10 protein-coding genes are annotated in these 23711 nt (G+C 35.6%); all 10 read right to left on the bottom strand.

The window, feature by feature from the left end:
* Positions 1 to 335: 335 nt before the first annotated feature.
* Positions 336 to 2603, bottom strand: coding sequence for a GH92 family glycosyl hydrolase (locus tag L0669_RS14755; protein ID WP_263758504.1), 2268 nt, complete (start codon positions 2601 to 2603; stop codon positions 336 to 338).
* A 241-nt stretch (positions 2604 to 2844) separates the two neighbouring features.
* Positions 2845 to 5184: a glycoside hydrolase family 95 protein gene (locus L0669_RS14750; protein ID WP_263758503.1), complete on the bottom strand. Its 2340-nt coding sequence runs from the start codon at positions 5182 to 5184 to the stop codon at positions 2845 to 2847.
* Between the two features lie 129 nt (positions 5185 to 5313).
* Entirely contained in the window at positions 5314 to 8253 is a 2940-nt protein-coding gene (locus L0669_RS14745; protein WP_263758502.1) for a discoidin domain-containing protein, read from the bottom strand.
* Between the two features lie 192 nt (positions 8254 to 8445).
* Entirely contained in the window at positions 8446 to 9978 is a 1533-nt protein-coding gene (locus L0669_RS14740; RefSeq protein ID WP_263758500.1) for a RagB/SusD family nutrient uptake outer membrane protein, read from the bottom strand.
* A 25-nt stretch (positions 9979 to 10003) separates the two neighbouring features.
* Positions 10004 to 13030 carry a SusC/RagA family TonB-linked outer membrane protein gene (locus tag L0669_RS14735; protein WP_263758498.1) on the bottom strand — a complete coding sequence of 1009 codons (3027 nt, stop codon included), beginning with the start codon at positions 13028 to 13030 and terminating at the stop codon, positions 10004 to 10006.
* Positions 13031 to 14225: 1195 nt separating this feature from the next.
* A complete protein-coding gene (locus L0669_RS14730) occupies positions 14226 to 15818 on the bottom strand; it encodes a solute:sodium symporter family transporter (RefSeq protein WP_263758496.1) in 1593 nt (530 codons plus the stop codon).
* Between the two features lie 3 nt (positions 15819 to 15821).
* A complete protein-coding gene (locus L0669_RS14725) occupies positions 15822 to 16838 on the bottom strand; it encodes a GntR family transcriptional regulator (protein ID WP_173969700.1) in 1017 nt (338 codons plus the stop codon).
* A 62-nt stretch (positions 16839 to 16900) separates the two neighbouring features.
* Entirely contained in the window at positions 16901 to 19105 is a 2205-nt protein-coding gene (locus tag L0669_RS14720) for an alpha-galactosidase (RefSeq protein WP_263758494.1), read from the bottom strand.
* An 18-nt stretch (positions 19106 to 19123) separates the two neighbouring features.
* Positions 19124 to 21094, bottom strand: coding sequence for a sialate O-acetylesterase (locus tag L0669_RS14715; protein ID WP_263758493.1), 1971 nt, complete (start codon positions 21092 to 21094; stop codon positions 19124 to 19126).
* 10 nt (positions 21095 to 21104) lie between these two features.
* Complete coding sequence (locus tag L0669_RS14710; protein ID WP_263758492.1) at positions 21105 to 23153, bottom strand: alpha-amylase family protein; 2049 nt, start codon at positions 23151 to 23153, stop codon at positions 21105 to 21107.
* Between the last annotated feature and the right edge of the window lie 558 nt (positions 23154 to 23711).

Genomic DNA, 23711 nt, shown 5'->3' with positions numbered 1-23711 from the left:
CCGCTATTCGTTCCAATCTTTTGTGGCGAACACCGCCACAAAAGGATTTCCTCTTCTATCGGGGCTAGGGCAATCATTTTCATAAGAATCTTTTCTTCTAATCTTGGAAGTTTAGAACTTTGACAAAGGTTTCCACAATCTTGTCATCCTGAGGTAGGAAGGATCTCACACGTAGCTCTACAAAGATTGGTGATTCAGATTGCGTCCCGAAGCTTCGGGATAGTGTGATCCTTCCTTCGTCAGGATGACAAGAATACGCACAAATAACAAAATTAAAATCTGCGAAGACCCGTTCAACCCACATCATCTGTGGGCTATTTCCGTAAAATATAAATCTATTTAATCGGTCTATCCTCTAATTTAGTTCCCCATTTTTTATTAGGTTTTGATCCCATAACAAATTCTAAAGTTCCGCCAGCATCGATATCTTTTTGATGGATAAAAGTCTTGGTGTAGTTTTTACCATTCAGTTTGGCGCTTTGGATATAAATATTTTTATCAGAAACATTCTTTGCTATCACTTTAAAAATCTTTCCGTCATTCAATTCGATAGAAGCTTCTTTAAGAGACGGTGATCCAATGACATACGTACTGCTTGCCGGATTAACAGGATAAAAACCCATTGCGCTAAAAATATACCAGGCCGAAAGTTCTCCACAATCATCATTTCCGGAATAACCGGATGAAGTGGTATTGTACATTTTCGTCAGAATTTCTGACACGTATTGCTGTGTTTTCCAGGGTTGTCCTGCGTAATTGTACAAATAAGCGATATGATGACTTGGTTCATTTCCATGCGCATATTGACCAATAAAACCGGAAGCGTTGTCATTTACTTCTTCAGGTTTGTCTTCTAAAGTGAAAAAAGTATCTAGTTTTTTAGTGAAAGCATTATCGCCGCCTACTAAACCTACAAGTCCTTTTACATCTTGTGGAACGTACCAAAAGTATTGCCATCCATTGCCTTCTGTAAACGGATATCCACCGTTTGCACCATATTTTAGCGGATCGAAAGGCACGATCCAATTGCCTTTGTCGTCTTTGGCTCTAAAAAAACCTATTTGTTTGTCGTATAGGTTTCTGTAAAATTGAGAACGTTTTGTAAAATGATTGTAATCGTCTGTTTTACCGAGTTTTTTCGCTAATTCGGCTACACACCAATCATCATAAGCCATTTCTAAAGTCAATGAAACCGACTGAGATTTTAGATTCTCAGGAATGTAACCATACTTTTCCCAAAGACTAAATGGTGATCCCGGATGTTCACGTGTTGACGAATTCTTTACGGCTTCGAACGCTGCTTCGGCATCAATTCCTGATAGATTTTTAAGAACAGCATCAACCACAACCGGAATGGCGTGATTGCCTATCATACAGTAATTTTCTTGTCCCCACAATTGCCAGATGGGTAAATAACCAAAGACTTTGTAATACGCCAACATGCTATTTAGAAAATCAACCGAACGTTCCGGCTGCAAAATAGTATACAAAGGATGTGCACCACGGTATGTATCCCACAAAGAAAATGTTGAATAATAAGGTTTTGATGAATTTCTGGTCGTAAAATCAGCTGAAGGATAATCTCCGCTAAGATCTGACAAAGTATTCGGCTGTATAAAAGTATGATACAAAGCGGTATAGAAAATCTGCTTTTGTTCTTCTGTTCCGTCAATTTTTATTTTGCTGAGTTCTTTTTCCCAAACAGCATCGGCAGCATTTACGGTTGCTTTAAAATCCCAATTAGGAATTTCAGTCTTAACATTCAAACGTGCGTTTTCGATACTGGTTGCTGAGATTCCTACTTTTACCAAAACTTCTTGATGTTTTGAGGTATCAAAATCTAAAATCGCTCTTATTGCATTTCCGTTGACTATTTTAGCATTGTCATAAATATTTCCGCCATCTGTAACATGATTACGGATTATAGGCTGCGAAAATTCAGCGTGAAAAAACACTTTTCGCATTGGCGCCCAGCCCGTGATAACGCGATAACCTTCGATAGTATGATCATTAGGAAACGAAAGTTGTGAAGCAATAATACGTGTATTCCAATCTGATTTTTTCATCGAATGATCTAAATCGATCACGATATGCGCTTCTTTATTTTTAGGAAAACTGTATTTATGAAAACCGGCATGTGTAGTTGCCGTCAATTCTGCTTTTATTTGATAATCTAACAATTCTACGCTGTAATAACCGGGTTTAGCGGATTCTTTTTCATGAGAAAATTTAGACTGATACGCATTTTGTCCGGCTTCTTCCTTGACTATTGCACCGCTAAATGGCATCAACATAACATCGAATAATTCGGCTACACCGGTTCCGCTTAAATGAGTGTGACTGAAACCTGCAATAGTGCTGTCGTTATAATTGTAACCACTGGCAACGCTCCAATCGGGAGTATTTCTCGTGTCAGGACTTAATTGCACCATCCCAAACGGAACTGTCGCTCCGGGATAATTATTCCCCGAAAGCGGCGAACCGTGAGCTGCTCCCGTACCTATAAAAGGGTTTACGTGCGAGGTTATTTTTTCTTTGGTTTGTGCTCCCAAAACTATTGAACTTAATAGTGTTCCAAAGAGTATTATTTTAGTAAAATTCATTGTTTAGAATTAAATTAATAAAACATGATTTCATTCTTTTATTGAATAGGCTCCAGCTTTAGCTGGAGATTTTAAGAATTGAATATAATAATGGCTTTAGCCAAAATACTTTAAGATTTCGGCTAAAGCCATATTTGAGATGATTTTCTATTACCTCCAGCTAAAGCTGGAGTCTATTCAATATAGTAGACCTAACAGTCCCGAGGCTTCGGGACTGTCAGGTCTAATTAAATTCTACAAATTATAATTTAGAAGATGTAATCTCTTTCATTTCTCCGTTTACTTTCACTTTTACCTTTGTTGGTACAGGAGATAAAACTTCATACTTTGTTACTTTGCCTTTTTCCCATTTGATGTTTATGGTAAAGTTTCCTTCGGCTTTAAGTCCTTTTACTTCTCCTTCGTTTAACCAGGCATCCGGCATTGCAGGCAATAATTCTATAAATCCGGCGTGACTCTGAATTAACATTTCACCAATTCCGGCAGATGCACCAAAGTTTCCATCAATTTGAAATGGCGGCCCTGCAGAAAGTAAATTGGCATAAACACCACCACCAGGACCATAATTAATATTGGTATCACGCGTTTGTCTAAGGATTGTTTTAAATAATTTATAAGCTCTGTTTCCATCTTTTAAACGAGCCCAAAACAGCATTTTATATGCTATAGACCAGCTTGTTCCGTCATCTCCTCTTACTTCAAGCGTTTTTTTAATTGCGTCAACCAATTCTGGTTTGTTTTCAGGAGTAATCAAAGATCCTGGGTATAAACCATACAAATGAGAAATATGACGGTGTTGAGGATCTTCTTCTTTATAATCTTTCAACCATTCCATGATTCTTCCGTCAGGGCTAATAACTCCCGGAGGCGGTAATAATTTTAATTGTTTGTCTAATTCAATACTCAAATCATTATCTAAACCAAGTTTTTTAGAGGCGATTATCACGTTATTAAACAATTCGCGAATAATTTGATTGTCTATTGTAGGTCCCATACAAACGTGCGACGCATCACCATTTGGCAATAAAAATGAATTTTCCGGCGATACTGATGGCGATGTTACCAACCAGCCCGTTTCAGGATCTTTCACTAACATATTTTTATAAAATTGTGCTGCTCCTTTCAAAATAGGATAAATTTCAGCCAAATAAGCCTGATCATTGGTATACAAATAATGGCTCCATAAATTGTTACATAACCAGCCTGAACCTGATTTTGTGATTCCCCATGAAGCACTTTCTCCCGGTTCTGTAAAGCCCCAAACATTAGTAATAACGTGTGCAACCCAACCATCAGCATTGTAATAAGCTTTGGCTGTTTTTTCTCCATTTGGTACAAGATCTTTAGTCAAATCTTTTAATGGAAGATTCAATTCAGATAAGTTTGCGGTTTCTAAAGCCCAGTGATTCATCTGAACATTTACATCTAAATGATAATCTGAATTCCATGGCGTTTGTACATCTTTCGCCCATAATCCCTGCAAGTTTGGAGGCAACAATCCTAGTCTGGTGCTGCTGATACTTAAATAACGTCCGTATTGATAAAACAAAATTGGAAGCGCTGTATCTGCATCTGGTTCTTTTACAAAAGTATCCAGGCGCTCATTGGTTGGTAATGTTTTCTTTGCGCTTTTTCCGAAATTTAAAGTCAAACGATTGAATAATTTTTGGTAGTTTTCAACGTGTTTTTTCTTCTGATCCTGATATTTCGTTTGCATCGCTGCATCCAAAACTTTATCTGTAGTAATTTCGAAGTTTTTATCTTTATAATCTGTTCCTGCAGAAATAAAAATCACAACTTCTGTAGCATTTTTTATTTCAATTTTATTATTGGTATATAAAGCATTTCCATCTACTTGCTGAGTTTTTACTTTTGCTTTATATTTCATTCCTTTTCCGTCAGTTCCGTTGTTAAGCTGACCTGTCATAACAAGCGAATTATCAGAACCATTTACGGTTTTAAAAAGCTCTGGTCGATCTAACTGAATAGTGAAATTTAGTTTTCCTTTTTTACTAGAAGTCAATTTGATAAAACCTGCATCGTCGCCAAATCCTGTAAAATATTCACGCTTATACGTCACGCCGTCAATTGTAAATTGAGTTCCGGCAACTGCGGTTTGAATATCCAGATTTCTGCTGTAATTAACCGGTTTTGACTGGGTTTTATAATCAAACTTTAATGTCATATCTCCCAAAACCTGATACGCTCCAAAGGGTACATCAGCTCCGTTTCCGCTTCCGGAACCTGCTCCTGTACAGATAAAATGCTGGTCGATTAGTTTTTGGGCTTCCTTATTTTTATTCTCCAATAGCAGTTGTCTTATTTGTGGCAAAAAAGAATATGCTTTGTAATTGTTGGCATCTTGCGGACCTCCGCTCCATAAGGTAATTTCATTCAAAACCAATTTTTCGGTTGTCACTCCGCCGTCCGGCATAATTCCTAAACGTCCGTTTCCTAACGGCAATGTTTCTTCCCATTGAGAAGCTGGTTTATTATACCATAATTCTAATGGGTTATTTTGCGAATAGCCTAACAAGGGCAATAGTATAAAAAGCAGTGCTTTAAATTTTTTAATGTTCATAATTGTTTTGTTTTTAATCACAGATTAAAAACATTGGAAATGATTTCTAATCTATGATACATTGGTATTAAATTTTGGGTTTTAAAACAGACCTAACAGATTTTGGAAACCTGTTAGGATAATTTTTTTTTATTTATTGTATGGAATAGCTTTTATCACCGGTTTTTCTCCGTTTTTCAAAAGTGTTTCATCAAATTCTACCGTAATTTCTTTGCTTTCTCCTTTTAGCAAAGTAAAATAACTATCACTAATGATTGCCGGTAAAATCTGAGCTCCGGTTTTATCATTTAATGCCTGAATGTGCACTCCAAATGCAATTCCTGACGGATTTGAAACTTTAGCTTTTACAACATATTTCCCGTTTTGTTTTACGACTTTACTGGAAACATTTACATTTGCTTTTGGCAATTTATTCAAATCGGTGAAGTCTTTCATGTTAATTCCTCTCCAATAAAAATTCTCACTAATTACTTTATTTTGAGCGTCTTTTAATTTTAATCTAATGAAATGTACCGGACTCAACTCTGAAGTATTGGCATCGGCACCAAAAACTTTAAAATCATAAAGTGAATATCCCCAGCCAGAACCGCGTTTTATACCTAACATTCGAACATAACGGGCTTTTACTTCATCAAAAGAAATAGTTTCAAGTCCTTGTTTTCCTTCTTTTATAATGCTTGCGTCTGTCCAGTTTTTTGCATCTGTACTAGTTTGGATTTTATATTCTTTTCCAAAGGCATTTTCCCAGTTTAAAACTACTCGGTTTACGGTATATTCGTTTTCAAGATCAACGTAAATCCATTCGTCGTCTGTTGATTTACTTGCCCAGCGACTGTTAGAATCTCCATCTGTAACGTCTCTGGTATTCCCCCCATCTGTTGAAGAAGCTGTTACATTTTTCTGAAAAGCAAGATCTTTTTGGTTCGAATAAAACGGAATCACAAAGCTTTCTGTGGCTGTATTCGAATACGAATCTACTACGGCTTTTTGGTTGAATTTTGCTACTGATTTTCCATCCAGATTATAAACCGTTGCTTCGGCATTTAGATTTTTGAAATCAGTTCCTGTTGTATTAATTACTTTAACCGAATTATTCACCGAGTTCCATTGAATGTGCATTGGCTCACAAGCAGCTTTTACACCCCAATAGGCGCCAGTTAAATCGTAGTAATAATCATAAGTCTGCCAAACCATACTTGGGTACGACGATTGACTCATCCAGATCATAATACCTGAAGCATCTTCCCACATATGATCTAACCAGCCTTCGTACATGGCTTTATTGGTTTCGATATTTAGTAACTGTGCTTTTGTGGTATATTCTTCCAGATTATTCGGTTTTCCGTAACGCTCTGTGATGCTTTTATCATAATTATCCGGTGATGCATTAAAGGCTTTTTCTCCAAAGAAATGTTTGTCCCACATATCGTTTCTTGGCCACCAGTCTTTCTCCGGAATAAATTTCTTGAAGCTTTCTATGTTTGGAAAAACGGCTGTACCAATTTCGGTTCTTAAACCCCAACTTGGTCCATCTCCCGTGCCTACATAAGCCGCAGGATATTTGGTAAAATAAAACCTCGGATCTTTATTGCCCCAAAGTCCGCTACCGCTTAGGTTTCCTGTGTTCGAACATGGCTGATAATATCTGTCGTTATTATCGAAAGTTTTAATGTTTTCAGCGATCCAGCCATTAAGCGGAGGTTGTGGCAAACCTTCATTATTTCCGCACCAAACGGCAATACTCGCATGATTTCTTACTCGTTTGATTTTCTCAATTACATTACTATTAAAAACATGAATGTCTAATGGCAGGTTTGGATTTGCATTAAGCCAAAAATCATCCCAAACCATAATTCCATATTTATCGCAGGCCTCGTAAAACTCATCATCTGTAGTCGAACCTAGCCAGTTACGAATGATGTTGTAATTCATTTCTTTGTGGAGTTTTACTTTAAGATCGTATTCTTCTCCTCTGCAGCGAAGCATATATTCGCTCATTCCCCAGTTTCCTCCTTTTAGGAAAACGCGTTTTCCGTTGATCGAAACATGCAAAACGCCGCCTTCTGTATCGTAAGTATATTTTTTAATTCCGAAGGTTATTTTTTGCTCGTCTGAAACTGTATTACCTATTTTAAAAGTAAACTGACATGTATACAAATTAGGATCTCCGTAACCATTTGGCCACCATAGTTTCGGGTTCTGAATAGAAAGTTCCGGAAATTGTTCTTTGCTTAAATTGACACTTGTAATTGCGTTGGCCTCCAGATTAATCTTTTTAGAAAAAGTAATGTTTCCGGGCATAATTACGCCCGTAAGAACTCCTTCCTGATTTTGTGCGGATGAATTTTTAAGCTCTACTTTTACTTCAAGATCTGCGCGTGCATTTGAAGGTAAGTTGGTATGAATCCACGGATCTACAATCGTTACTTTGTCTGTATTGCTTAGAAAAACATCATCTGTAATTCCGGAATTTAATCCTGGTACATAAGGCATCCAATCCCAACCGGCGCTTGAAATATAAGTTGGACTTCCGTAATTATTTAAGGGCAGCTTTGGGATACTTACCAAAATTGCCAATACATTTTTATCGTTGCGACGTACCAATTTTGTAATGTCAAATTTACCGCGTTGCATCATACCGCTTAATGTGGCCAGTTTTTTTCCGTTAAGGTAAACATCACCTTCGCGATTGATTCCTTCAAAATTGAGCCAGATAATTTCTTTTGTAAAATTTGCAGGTACTTTAAACTCTGAACGGTACCAAAAACTACGATCGTATTTTGTTTTATCGACCTGATAAATATTGTCGCCGTAATTAGGATCTTTTTCTAATCCGCTTACAACATAGGAATTGAAAATAGTACCGGGAACAACGGCATTTACCCAATTGGTTCCGGAATAATTTGGGGAGAATATTTTAATACTGTCCTGCCCTATTTCTGCTTGCGGTTTTACTTTCCAAACGATATCAGAAGAGTTTAAACTGACTTTGTTTTGAGCATAAATACTTAACGAAAAAGCATTTAAAACTAATAACCATATAAAAAAGTGAATATTATTGAACTTCATATTACTATTTGATTCGTTTACATTTTTGTAAACATTAAAAAAAAGAATGCCATTTTGGACTAAGTTTTTTCTAACAGAAAACTTCGTACTGTTATTACCTAAATCCAAAATGGCATTACAATCAAAACTGTGACTAACCAAAATCACATGACCAAAAAATAAAAAATTACATTAAAACTGTCTTCAAAAACATTAATATCCTGGATTTTGATTTTCCGGACCAATCTCATCATTAAGCTTAATCTCGCCTATAGGAATAGGATAAAGGTTATGAAATGCAGCTATTGTACCATTTTGTTTGGCCCATTTGTTGCGTGCTTTTACCAGGTCTACCAATTTTCCTGTACGAATAAGGTCCATTCTTCTCCAGCCTTCAAAAGCTAATTCGCGCATACGTTCATCCAAAATTTGATCTCTAAACTGAGCCTGAGAAAGTCCGCTCCATGCCATTCCTGCTGGCAATGTTCCTCCAAAAGCTCTTGTACGAACCTGATTTACATATCCTTCAGCTTCTGTTGTATTTCCTAATTCATTTAAGCATTCTGCATAGTTAAGCAATACATCTGAATATCTGATGTAGGCTTTATTTTTACCTGAATTCCAAAATGATTGTTTTCCTTCTACACGAATATCTTCAAATTTCTTAATGTGCGGATCTAACTCATCACCTCCAAAACCAGCCGGAAGCGTTGGTTTAACTCCTTTATAAGTAAAGTCATAACGAATACTTGCATCTTTACGCGTATCACCTGGTTCCCAAATTCCGCCATCCGTTTTATCTTTATAACAATATTGAGTAGGAAGTATAAGATCATAACCTCCAAAATAAGCGTATTGGTTTATGTTTGCTAAAACTCTTGAACCTGTCTGCCATTGTATCTGGTTATTATCAGGCCAGTTGTTATTGTACTGCCATTCGTATAACGATTCTGAAGAATTAGCATGATCCGGACTAAAAACATCTGCATAATTAGCCAATAAACTATACTTGCCAGAAGTAATAACGGCTCCAAACCATTGTTTTGCTTTGGTATAATCACGGTATCCTGAAGCTTGAGGAGCATATAAATATACTTTCCCTAAAAGTGCCTGAGCCACGCCTTTTGCAGGAAATGCAGGATTGCTCTGTGATGCAGGAAGTTTCTCGATTGCTCTTTCTAAATCGGCAACGATATAAGAATAAACCAAAGGCAAAGGCTGACGTTTTAAACCAAATTCTGCTGTTTTTGCTTTATCATTAATAGGTATTTCTCCCCAATATTGTGTAAGCTCAAACATTAATGTTGCTCTTAAAAAACTAGCTTCACCCATTAAAAGATCACGTTTTGCACTATCATCTTCAGTATTAGTTCCTAATGCTCTAATAGTTTGTGCAGCTACCTCAATTACTGGCCATCTGTCATTCCACAATTGCCCAATTGCCTGATTCTCCTGACTTAGAAAACCATTGTATAAATCAAGTCCGGCCTGGTTTGCATCTCCCGTTACCTGCAAAGCACCTTGCTGTGCTTCGTCTGTACCAAGAGAAGTATAAAGTCCTGCACGGTCTTTTTGCATATTTCTCCAATTTGTTATAGCTCCCAAAAGAACAGGCTCAATTTTACCTAAGCTACCATAAGCCTGAGCAGCAGTAAGTGAACTTTGAGGATCTTCTTCCAAAAAATCTGAAGAACAGGAGGTCGATAATATTGCCAGAGCCATAAAGGCTATAATTTTTGCTTTCATAAAATAATTTTTTAAATTAATTTGATTAAAGAGATACATTTAATCCTAAAACTACCATTCTGGATATAGGATAAGAATCTCCTCCCTCAGGATCATAACCTTTATATTTAGTTACAATAAATAGATTCGATCCCGTTACATAAAACCTTACATTTTTAAGGAAAACACTTTCTGCAACCTTGTCTTGTAATGTATAAGAGAATGTAAGTGCATTTAATCTTAAGAATGAAGCATCTTGTATTGCCTTATCTGTCTCACCCAAACTGTATCTTCCTCCTCCAAAATAAGCTCTTGGCACATCTGTATTGGTATTAGTAGGCGTCCAACGATCTAAAAGATCTGTATGTGCTGCACTCATACCTCCTGAGTTCATATAGCTTTCGTAGGTACCACTTGGTCTTTTACCTCCTATTGAATAAGAGAATACTGCGTTTAATGCAAAACCTTTATAATTAAAATCTGTAGAAAAACCTCCATAATAATCAGGATTCAAATCGCCAACTACATATCTGTCTTTATCATTTATTACACCATCTCCATTACGGTCTTTAATTTTAATATCTCCAGGCTGAACAGTTCTGCTTCCGTAATTTACTTTAGTAAGATCTTCTCCCTGCTGTGCGATACCATCGTACTCAAACACATAAACTGTATTTACTGATTTACCTAAGAAAAAGTTCCCTGTACGTTGGATCTCATTGTTACTGTAACCACCTAAATTGTATATTTCTGTAGCATCTCCATAAAGTTTTGTAACCTTATTTTTTGCTGATGATATGTTAGCAGAAACATTCCATTTAAAGTCTTTGTTTCTAATAATATCACCTCTTACTTCTAATTCTATACCTTCATTCGTTGTACTACCAATATTATCCAGTTTATATTTATATCCTGATGAAACCGGCATATTACGCAACATCAAAAGGTCATCATTATTAATATGGAAATAATTAGCACTTGCAGTTAACCTGTTTTGAAAGAAACCAGTATCTAACCCAACATTAAATTGCTTTTGTTTTTCCCATCTCAAATTAAAGTTATCAATATAATTATCAGACACATAAGTCCCTGAATTATTACTAACTTGTGCATTGTATAAGGCAAAGTATCTGTAAGCATCTACATTTTGATTACCCACTATACCATAACCTACGCGGAATTTAAGTTGGTTTAATTTTTCAAATCCTGAAAGGAAATTTTCTTTAGCAATATCCCAACTTCCTGCTACTGAAGGAAAAGTTCCCCATTTGTTGTTAGGACCAAATTTAGAAGAACCATCTCTTCTTACTGTACCTGTAATATTGTATTTACCATCAAAAGTATAGTTAACTCTTCCAAAATAAGATTGGTTTGAGTAATCTGTAAAATTCGAGCTTAACTGCGCATTATCTTTTTGATATGCACCAGATAATGCCTTATAAGTCAAATCATCACTTACAAATCCGCGAGCTCTTACATCAGTACTATTTCCAGAATTACTCAATACAGAGAATCCTCCCATAACACTTACGTCATGCTTTGCAGCAAAAACTCTATTATAGCTTACCGTGTTATCCCACTGATAATTGAATTGTGAATATCTATAGTGATGAGCCTCACCATTCATAGAATTTCTAAGCGATTGTCCCGTGTAACTTGGCACATAATCAAAGTTAGCCTGATCTGCAATATCTACAGATAAAGTAGTTCTGATATCAAGTCCTTTTAATGGTTTTGCACTTAAAAAATTACTACTTGTAAGTCTGTTACGTGTGCTTGAATTAATGATATCAAGACTTCTTATTGGGTTATAAAGATTCTGGTCAAACACTTCACCATATCTAAGATACGTAGCTTTAGAATCTATAGGTAATAATGGATTTGCTCCCAATGCTACACCAAAAGTGCTACCTTCCTGATAATCAGTTTTACTTCTTGAGAAAGTAGTATTAGTACCAAACTGCAACCAAGATTTTAAATCCTGCGTAAGGTTAATTTTTCCATTATATCTTTTAAAATCAGAGTTTTTAAGAAGTCCCTGCTGATCAACATAATTAAAACTCACAAAATAAGTTCCTTTTTCTCCTCCTCCGCTAAAACTTAAGTTATGATTACTTTGAAAACCTGAACGTGTTACCTGATCTAACCAGTTGTAACTTTTTCCTGTTCTGTAAGATTCTAATTCATAAGGTGCAAATACAGTCGATCCATTCGATTTAATTTGGTTGACATAAGCCGCACGATCAGCACCTGGATTTTCATCCATATAACGATTCGCATAAGCATCAACTCTTAGATCAAATAATTGCTGACCATTCATCAACGGGATATTTCTTGCAAATTCAGAAACACCTGTCCATGTATCATATTGTATTTTTGCTTCTCCTGATCTTGAACCTTTTTTTGTCGTAATCACGATTACTCCGTTTGCAGCTCTTGAACCATATAATGCAGTAGCCGAAGCATCTTTAAGAACTTCCATACTCGCAATATCGTCAGGGTTAATGTTTTCAAAATTACCATCAGTAACCAAGCCATCTATAACAAATATTGGGTTACCGCCAAAGTTTAGCGAATTATTCCCTCTAATTCTTATCGAACCTGACTGACCAGGTACAGCACTTTGTTGTACATATACACCCGAGGCACGCCCTTGTAATGCCTGCACTACGTTTGGCGTAGGAACTTCTCTAAGTTTATCACCAGAAACACTACTTACAGCTCCTGTCAGATCTCCTTTTTTCATTACAGTTCCCACTATTATCACTTCATTTAGTTCCTGAGAGCTTGGTTTTAAAGACGCATTTACAACCGGGTTATTGGCCGTAATACTTAAAGTATTAAATCCTATGAAACTAAATTCTAAAATAGCTCCTGTTTTTACATTGCTTAATTTGTAACTTCCGTCAATGTCAGTTACAGTCGAGGTCTGTGTACCCTTTACTACAACAGTAGCTCCAGGCAAAGGTAAATTTTCATTATCTGTAACTTTACCGGTGATGGTTTGGGAATAAAGTGTACCGGCGGACATCATAACTACTAAGAAGCATAAGTATCTTATTGCGATTCTCATAATGATTTGGTTTTTAGTTAATAAAATATTGAGTTGGTTTTTTTGAATATTGAGCATTTAAAATATGAGAAAACGAATTGACTTATACTATACTATACTACAACAATACAAACATACAAATATTTTCATAACATCCAAATTTATGTTTTAAGAATTTGTTATTTTTTTCCGCTTTTTATTTCGGCTTTACCATAAATAACTACGTTTAAAAAGGAAAAAGAAAAAAAAGAAAGCAATAAAATAGAGAAATCTCACACAAAAAACTCTCAATTATATTTTTTAACAAAGAAAATAACCACTTTACAATGATTTAGACTACATAATTTCATTTTGTTAATTTTCATAAAAAAAGCATAATTTCTAAAAAATTATTACTAAAATCATTATAAAAAAATCGCCCTTATTGTCTTAAAATAACCCTTTTAACCCTCAATTTCTTTGCGTAAAAAAGACACACAGCCACGTATTTTTACATAAAAAGCAGTTTTAAGATCAATACATTTACATTATTTATTACAGACTTTTAAATATAAGGGCGTGCCACCATCCCGATAAGAGGGCGCAGTTTTACAGTCGCAGTCTCAGTTTTCAGTCTCAGTTTTCAGTTGCAATCTCAGTTTACAGTCTCAGTTTACAGTCTCAGTTTACAGTCTCAGTTTACAGTCGCAGTTTAAAGTCGCAGTTTGAAGTGTCAGTTTACCATTTTAGTTTTCAAAGCAATCTTGTCTCCCGAGGAACGAGGGATCTCCACAAGCAGCTCTACAAAGATTGGCGATTTTGCAGGAGGAGTTTCTTACGGAGATCCCTCGTTCCTCGGGATGACAAAAATGAGAAATAGTTCTTATGAAAACTAGTTCCCTAGCCCCGATAGAAGTGGAAATCCTTTTGTGGCGGGGTTCGCCACAAAAGATTGGAACGAATAGCGGGATTAGCTCCTAAAAAAAAAAGATTTAGTTTAATCATAAAAATCAGCAGGACATTATTGTCGATTATAAATGCGGAATTTCTGTGGTTAGACGCACTGCTGTGCGTCTCTACAATAAACTATCGTTCATAGGTTTATCGTTATTAGTAGACCCGACAGGTTTTAAAAACCTGTCGGGTCTGTATTGAACACAAAAAAAGGACGCATCAAAAATGCGTCCCTATATTAAAACCTTTGAACCTTTGTCTCTCAGAACCTTTGAACCTCAACCTACGCTATCCCCCATTTCGAGAACAGAACAAAAATGCTAATCATCCCCATCAAAAGTAAAGCGAAATACCAATAACGGTTTTTCCATGGTGATAATTCAACCGACTCTAATTTGATTTCGGTGTAATGATAGTTGGGATAAAACTTAGCCACAACCAGCATGCATATTGTAGTAAAAACAAATAACAAGGCCAGCATATGCAAATAATGCAGCTTGATATCGAGTATATAATTAAAGACGATGTAACTAAAAATAAAGAATATCATTCCGATTTTAGCGGCTTGTGGCGGAACTTTTTTAGATACAAAACCAACGAGAATAATGGTGAAAATAGGCACACAAAACATTCCGCCCAATTGTTGCAAATAGGTGTAAAAACCTGCTTTGCTAAACATGATAAACGGCGCCGAAAACATGGCCAAAGCCGAAACAATGATTTCGAATTTACGTCCTGTGTAAACCAAGTGTTTCTCGGTAATTTCTTTATTTCTTTTCTCTAACCACGGTTTGTAAAGGTTAAGCACAAACAGCGTACTACTACTATTTAAACCAGCATTAAAAGTACTTATTGCTGCACCCAGAACAACTGCGGCCGTTAAACCAATCATAATACCCGGCAATGTATCTTTGACAACGAGAGGAAAAACCTCAGCGGTGTTTTCGAGATTACTATACAAATGTACCCCAACTAATCCGGGAATATTAATGATAAACGGACATAGAAGCTTTCCCAAACAAGCCAACCCCATCCCTTTTTGACTGTGCGATAAACTTTTTGCCGAAAGTGCCTGCTGAACAATAAACTGTTCCATTCCCCAATAATACAGGTTCATGATGAACATTCCTGTAAAAATAGTGCTTAACGGAATTTCGTCTTTTGGCCCTCCAATAGCATTGAGATGGTCTGTATGCTGAGAAAGCAGGATATGAAATCCTTTAAACCAATCTCCGTTACCTAGAAATTTAAACCCAAAATATGGAAAAGCGATTCCAATAGTCAATAATCCGATGCTTAAAATGGTATCACTTATCGATATTGCGCGTAAACCTCCCAAAACCGAATACGCACAACCCGTCAGGCCAATCACCCAAACCATAATCCAGATGTTTTGCCAATAGGTTAATTGCAAAGGCAATAGAAAATTGAACATTCCGGTAAGAGCTACTGCGCCACCATATAAAACGGCTGGCAAAAGATTCACGACATAACTGCACAGAAATACGATCGATACCAATCGTTTGGTCGAATTATCGTAGCGTTTTCCCAGATAATCCGGAATTGTCATGGCACCGGTACGAAAATAAATAGGCAAAAAGAACTCCGCCACAAGCAACATCGCAAACACAGAACTTACGCCCCATGCCATAACGCTCATGTTGTTGGTGTATATGGATTCGTTTTCGCCTATAAATTGATTCGCACTTATATTACTGAGTAACAATGCTCCTCCTACTATAAAAAAATTGTTGTTATGATCTGCAAAAAAAAGTCCATTTGTAGTTTGGACCTTTTTTTTACGTGTTTTTAAAGCTGAAAATAAGGCGATAAAACCTGTAATAAGCAAAAAACTAACAATAGACAATACACTCATAAACTACAGCGAATTTCGGTCGACCAAAACTGTTGGAATAATCTCCTGAATTTTTTTACGGTTCAGAACAAAATTAGCTGCTTTTTTTCCCATTTCAGAGAAATCAGTTGAGAAAGTGGTAACGCCATCAAAAATGATCTCTTTTACGATATCATCATTGTGCGAAATAAAACCAATATCGGTACCAATTTTAAGCCCTTTGATTTTAGAATCTTTAAGCATTTCCCAAAGTTCAAGATTGTGAATTGTGAAGTATACTTTCCCTTTTTCAAGAGAACCGGACACATACTCTTCTTCTATAACTCCCTTAATATCATAGTCCTTCATGAATCTTTTAAATGAATTTAAAATTTCATCAGGTTCTGCAGATGAGGGTTTAAAGAAGAAAATAATCTCATCGTATTTTTTAATTTTATCTTTAAGCTGCACAAAAGCATTGTAAGACGAATCTCCAAACTCTTGTGCAACATAATTATAATCTTCATCTGTTTCTATAAAACGGTCTACCAGCAAAACTCTGTTGGTAGGCAATTGTTTTAAAACAGCCGGTGTTTTTTTACTCGGAATTGGAGCAATCACAAACATGCCATATTTTCCTTTGATGTTCTGAACAATACTTTCGAATGTATCGAAATTATTGTGGTGAAAAAAGATATCGAGCTGAATGTTCTTTCCAAGACCTTTTCTAAAATTCTCATAAAACGTTTCCTGAAAAATATCAAATGCAAATATTAGCAGTGCCACTTTTAGTTCTTGCTTTACATCATTGGTCGCAACAAAATAACCCAGTCGGTTTTTTGATTCGATAATTCCTCTGTGCACAAGTTCTTTATAAGCTTTTGCAATGGTTTCTCTCGCAAAACCCAACTCACTTATAAAAGTATTTACAGACGGAAGTAAATCTCCTTTTGTAACCACTTTTTCATCGATGGCATTAATTATTCCCTGAACCAATTGTTCATGTTTAGAGAAGGAATTTATAGATTCGAGATTTTTTATCTGCTGAATAATTTGCTTCATAAAACGTTTTAATAGGTATTTATTTAGAAATGATAGTACAAATATATACTAATGTTTGAGATTTAGGCCTTTGTAATTTTTAAAACAACGCTCGTATTAGTAGAATTTACATTCGGGTTGATACCAACCTGCATTAAAAAATCACCAGAATAAGTCGCAGTTTCTACCACTGGCTTTTTATCCGGATATACATTGATTTCTTCTACTTTATAGTTTTGCCCTGCTTGTAATCCTTTTAATTTTATAGGAAGATGCGTTCCTGCTTCGTATCTTGAATTAACAGAATAACTAAATACAACTGCTTCGTTTCCGCTTTTGTTTACAAACATTACAGACGCCGCATCATTACCCCAAGGATTTTGCAAACGGTATTGATCTCCTTGCCAGATTGTGTTGCTTAATGCATTATAATTTTTGATTGCCTGTTGAGCAAAAGTCAAATCTTTCTCGTTTAAATCTTTTACCACAATATCAAAACCTAATCTTCCCATCATGGCAACATCTGTACGGTATTTTATAGGTTGTTTTCCCCAATCTGTTACGTGAGCTGCGATGGTCAAAGCCGGGTAAAAATACGAGTATTCCCATTGCATATATACTCTTTCTAAAGGATCTGTATTATCACTTGGCCAGAATTCTGTAAAATATTTCATTGCAGCATAATCTACTCTACCACCACCACCAGAGCAAAGCATCATAGGTACTGTAGGGTATTTTACACGAATACGCTCTAAAACTTTATACAATCCTGTTACATAATCTGTATAGAAATTGTTTTGTTTGTCTTTTAAATTGCTTGAATAGGCGTTGTAAATTACTGCATTACAATCCCATTTGATATACGCCAATTCCGGGTTTTCTGTAAAAAGATTGTCTACTACTCCGTAAACAAAATCCTGAACTTTAGGGTTTGATAAATCTAAAACCAATTGATTACGGAAATAATGCTCCGTTCTTCCTGGTTGTTTCACAATCCATTCCGGGTGTTTTTTGTATAAATCACTCGCTGGGTTTACCATTTCCGGCTCAATCCAGATTCCGAATTTTACCTGATTGTCTTTGGCTGTTTTTACCAAAGTTCCAATTCCGTTTGGTAATTTCTTTTTGTTTACGTCCCAGTCTCCAAGAGCTGCGTCGTCATTGTTACGAGGGAAATTGTTTCCGAACCATCCGTCATCTAATAAGAACATATCAACACCTAGTTTTTTACTATCAGCGATAAGTACTTTTAGTTTGTCTTCATCAAAATTAAAATAAGTAGCTTCCCAGTTGTTTAGCAAAGTTAAACGGCTTCCTTTTCCGTCTAATATTTTATAATTTCTTGACCAGTCGTGTAAGTTACGGCTTGCATGTCCTTTTCCTTTAGAAGATAAAGTATACCAAAATTTTGGAGTTGTAAATACAGTATTTTTAGCCAAAGAATAAGCTGCCGCTGCATTATTAATACCTGAAATAACACGAAGATTATTCAAAGGATCTAATTCTAAATCTGTACGGAAATTTCCTGACCATTCTAAACCTGCAAATAACACTTTTCCGTCATCTTCTGTAGCTGGTTTGTCTAAAGAAACCATAAATACTGAAGGCTGAAACAAATTCGCACGTGAACCTAATTTAGTATCTAACACTTTAATTCCGTGAGTTAATTTGCTTTCTTCAGGTTGCATTTCTTTTGCCCAGTCTCCGTGATATTGATTCAAATAGAAATTATTATATCCTTTAAGGTATAAATTAGCCGAAGCATATTTGTTTAAAGTAATATTTCCCTTTTCAGCATGTTTAATCGTTGTCCATTGCTCGATAATATCGGTATCATAGTAAGACTGAATAAACAAATGAACCTCGATTGGATAAACGTTGTCTTTTAAGGTAATTTCAGTTTGAGAAACTCCTGTACTTACTGTAGTCGTTTTATGATCTACATATAATAAATCCAGCGAAGTATTTCCGTCAGCGTGCGTTACTGCAATTGCAGGTTCTAATAAGTTTTTAGAACCAGATGGTGTATATGCTGCATTATAAATTCCTGAATAATCTGTTCCCTGTTTGAACTGACCTTGTATTTTTACATAATCAAAATCATTGGCTAATTTTTCTCCTAAGTAAATAGTGTTCAACTCTTTTCCAGGAGTAACTTGCAAAACAAGCGCATTACTTTTTGTTTTTACTGAGATAATTTGTTGCGCCGAAACCGGGCTGCAATAACTCGCCAGCACAAAAAATGCGATCCCAAAAGATTGCCTTAAATTGGTAATGTGTTTTTTCATTTTTATTATATTTTATTTCTATTTCTTTTCTTGTGTAATTCCTGCCCAATCATCTGTTCTAAAAGATGATGCAGGCAAACCTGATGCATTGGTTACATTTTCGTCAGGATTATCAGCCCAATTGTAGCGAACGGCCACAGGGTTTGGTACTTTTTCCGAATGCACTTCGACTTTACCATTTACTATTTTAGCTTCTGCCCAATAAAACTTTTGGTCAGATCCTGCGATACTAAATCCTTTAAGCGTATCGTCTCTGGCTTTTATGTTTTTATTAAAATCAAAATCCAGAATAACTGTATTTCCTTTTATAGTATAAGATTTATACAACGGTCCCGAATAATCGATTTTGACATTATAAACCTTTGCCAAAGCAATATTGGCTAAACGACCACCAACATCTTGTTTGTTTTTGGGATGAATATCTTCTCCATTACCAATATCTGTTGTAACAGCCATTCCGGTATTGGATACTTTTAGGGTTTTAAATTGAGCTTCTCTTAACTCTGCCCAGTCAGAATCTCCCGGTTCTTGTTTTTGTTGTTTGTAATTGGCAAGCTGAACAAAGAAAAACGGTAAATTTTTATCCTTAAACTGATCTCTCCAATCGTTTATCAATAATGGAAATAACGTCTGGTATTGATACGCTCTCTCGGCATTACTTTCTCCCTGATACCAGATTACTCCTTTTATTTTATAATCTTTCAAAGGCGCAATCATTGCATTGTATATGGCGCTTGGTCTGTTTTGGCCTTGAGCCAAATATGGCCTTACAGGCAAATCTTTGATATCTGCACCAATCTTATATTTCCAATTTCCGGCTAAGGCAATAGATTGTTTTGCTGATTTCAGAATGAAATTCTCATCTCCGTAAACACCGCCATTCCCTGCTCCGTCAAAAACTCTTATGGTTATGGTGTTTTCACCTTTTTTAAGAAACTTTGCCGGAATGGTATAATGACGTTCTACATTATATCCTTTGGTTTCGCCAATATAATTGCCGTTTACCCAAATCATATCGTCATCATCTGCAAAATAACTTAGCGTAAAATCTTTATCGTTTGCCGTAAGAGCTACTTTTTTTCTAAACCAGACGATGCCATCAAAATTTCCTAGTCCGTTGCTATCAAAAAATGACGGCAGTTTCATGCTTTCCCAAGATGAATCATCAAAATTGCCAGCGGCCCAAATCGCTTTTCCTGCTCCAAAACCTTTATCAGAATCTGATACTTTCTTTTCCCAAACCGCCATATCAGCATTATATTTTTGTAATAATGCAGCGGCATCTACCTCAGATTTCATGGCCTGAATTTGAGCATCAAAATCATGAAGGGTCGATAACGCTCCAGAACTTGTCCAAGCTTCAATTAATGTTCCTCCCCAAGAAGAATGTATCAACCCAATTGGAATCTTTTTTTCTTTATAAATTTTTCTCGCAAAAAAATATGCCGTTGCACTAAAATCAGCGATGGTTTTAGGGCTGCACACATTCCATCCATCGTGTTGTACTTTTAGTGTACTTAATGGTAAAGTGCTCTCGATATGTTCTGCCTGTAATAATCGTATTTGAGGATAATTGGCATTGGCGATTTCATCTTTATAATTGTCAATTTTTCCCCAGCCTTCAAGAGGCATTTCCATATTACTTTGTCCGGAACACAACCAAACTTCACCAATTAAAATATTGTTGAGTGTTTTTACAGCACCGTCATTTATAGTAATGGTAAAAGGCCCACCATAAACTGGCGTTTTTAAAACTAGATTCCATTTACCGTTTACAACTTTGGATGTATATGTTTTTTTATCCCAAGAAGTTGTAATCGCAACCGATTTTGCATCGCTTTCTCCCCAAAACGGAACGGCACTTTTTTGTTGCAGTACCATATTATCGGTAAAGAAAGAAGGCAACGACACTGCAGCATTTATCGCATTTGACGAAAGTATTAGTAACGTCAATACTAGCATCGTTTTCTTAAAAAACTGTTTTTTCATAAGCATTCAGTTAACGATTTACAATTTTAAATAAACGGGCATCTTTAGAACCAAGGCTTAAAATTACACTGTTGTTTTTTACTTCGCTATTTTGACCGGTAAAAACATCCTGCAATTTATAGTTTCCGTTTTTTACGCCTAATCTTTGTAAAGGAAGTGCATAATTTTTAGGCATATTGCTGTAATTTAAAACGGCGATATACCAATTGTTTCCTATTTTTTGTTCGAAAACTTCGGTGGTTAATTTTCCTGTGTTTCCTTCCAGCGGGCGAAATGCTACACCGTTTTCTACAATTTTAAGTAGTTCTTTATTCTGTAACCATTCTTTGGCACGTTTGCTCCAGATTCCGTCTTTGCTGTAATCGTCTCCGGTAATTAAGGTTCCTGTAATTACAGACGAAATTAATCTTGCGCGGTTTTCTCCTTCGGTCACATCGGCAAAAACCACGTGATCTGCATCGATATAATCGTATGAATACGTTTGCCACCAACCATAGTTTACACTATTTAAGGTATATTGTGTTTGTTCGATTGTTTTCCAGGCATCGCAGGCAATACGACGAACGTGCGCATAACGGGAAGTTGCCATATTTGGAGAAATCGCAGCATAAATTAGCATTTTTCCGTCAAGAGCATTTACTAAATGTTCCATTCCTACTTTATAAGCCTGCATTCCTGTTGTTACATTTTGATCATAAAACGAAGTAGATTCCGCGGCAGCGTGACCTAAAAAGTCAATTTTAATCATTTTAAAACCGCATTCTTTTAGTTTATTGATCACATAATCAACACGTTTTAAAGTTCCCGGATGTGTAGGATCAATGGCACGAGCACCATCAAAATCAAAATAAGTTTTTCCGGTTTTCGTCCACATTTCTCCAAAAGTATAATCACTTCCTTCGGCTTTGCGACTAGGTCCGTCTTTCCAGCCCCAATCTGTAAACGGCGCCCAATAAGCTCCCGGTTCTAAACCTTTCTTTTTACAATAATCTGCAAATTCTTTTAGTTTACTAAAGTCTCCTGTAAAACCACCTTTTACCATATTGTCCCAAAACGAGTCCAAATCGATATAAGCGGTATTGCCAACACGAAATTCCGGAACTGAGTCTGCAAAGAAATCAGCTACTTTCGTAGTATTCTCAAAATTGATTTTTTCCATCAAAACTCCCCAACTGTTCCAGCCTACCGGCGTTGGTTTGTCCCACGCAAAAACATAAGGTTTCTCTACGATACGATTGGTTTTCGCATATTGTTCCATTCCGTTTCTCCAGTCTGAATAATAACCCACGAAAAATTTTGGTGAAGCTACTTTATCTCCTTTTACAATACCATGCGCAATACTATCGCGTGTATTTTCTTTTTCTGAATATCCTGCCCAGGCAGAAAATGACGCTGTTTTATTTTGATTGATAGTTTTTACAGCACTTTTCCAAATAGTATGTTCAAGCGAACCTACGATAAAACCGTTACGGGATGTATTATTGAATATGATACCAACTTCGGCACTATTATTATGAGCAATGGTATCTAACTTTTTTGAATTATAACTAATGAAGGCATCATTATCATAAGGAACAAAAACGGTATGCAGATTTTCGATTTTATCAAAAGCAATTTTTCCTAAATCTAACGGTGCAATATAATTGGTCGCAATTTGTTGTCCGTTGCCTAAAACTTCTAATTGAGTTATAAAATAGTCCTGATTGTTATAAATATAAAAACTTTGGATTAGTGTTGCTTTGCTTTTATCTTTATATGTCAATGTATATTTTAAACCTTTACCTAAATCATCGCTAATAGCTTCTTTTGCAAAAACCGCTTCCGGATAATCATTTACAGAAATTGTTTTACCATTAACTATAACTGAAGCTTTTGCTCCGCTAAAAATAATTTTACCTGACTGACTTACCGCAATTGTTTTTTGCTTTGCATCATAATTAATAACACCACTTTTACCAAAAGTCATTTTAATACTTTTTTGGGCGAAAGCAGGCGTACAAAATGCAACCAATAAAACGGATAAAAACAGGTTTTTTAGTAGGAAAGGATACTGTCTCATTAAATAAATTTTAGGTTATTATACTATTCTATACTACAATGATACAAATTAAAATTAATTTACCAATATTTGAGTGTGAAATTTTTTATCATATAAGTAATATAAGTGCATAATAAAGTTGTTTCGCACAATTTTACACCTTGAATAAAAGGGATTTATAAAAAACATTTCACCATATAAGTTATATAAGTTCATATTAAAGTTGGTGCTTATAATTTTTACTTTGAATAAAAAGAATTTATAAAATGTATTTCACCATATAAGTTATATAAGTTCATATTAAAAGTTGGTCCGTATAATTTTTACTTTGAATAAAAAGGATTTCAAAAATGCATTTCACCATATAAGTTATATAAATTCATATTAAAGTTTCTCATATAACTTTTACGGTTCAAAATACGCAAGCTTATATTTACTTATATAACTTATATGGTTCAAAAAAATACAAAGCACAACACTAAACTTACTTATAAGTTATATGATAAACGCGTTTTTTACACTTATTCTGAATAATATTTTTTGAAACGCTCTTTATTTGAATTTTATTTAGAATTAATA

Origin of the sequence: Flavobacterium bizetiae (genome assembly GCF_024271895.1) — a bacterium.
GTDB classification, from domain to species: domain Bacteria; phylum Bacteroidota; class Bacteroidia; order Flavobacteriales; family Flavobacteriaceae; genus Flavobacterium; species Flavobacterium bizetiae.
This window is presented reverse-complemented; position numbering and strand designations above follow the sequence as displayed.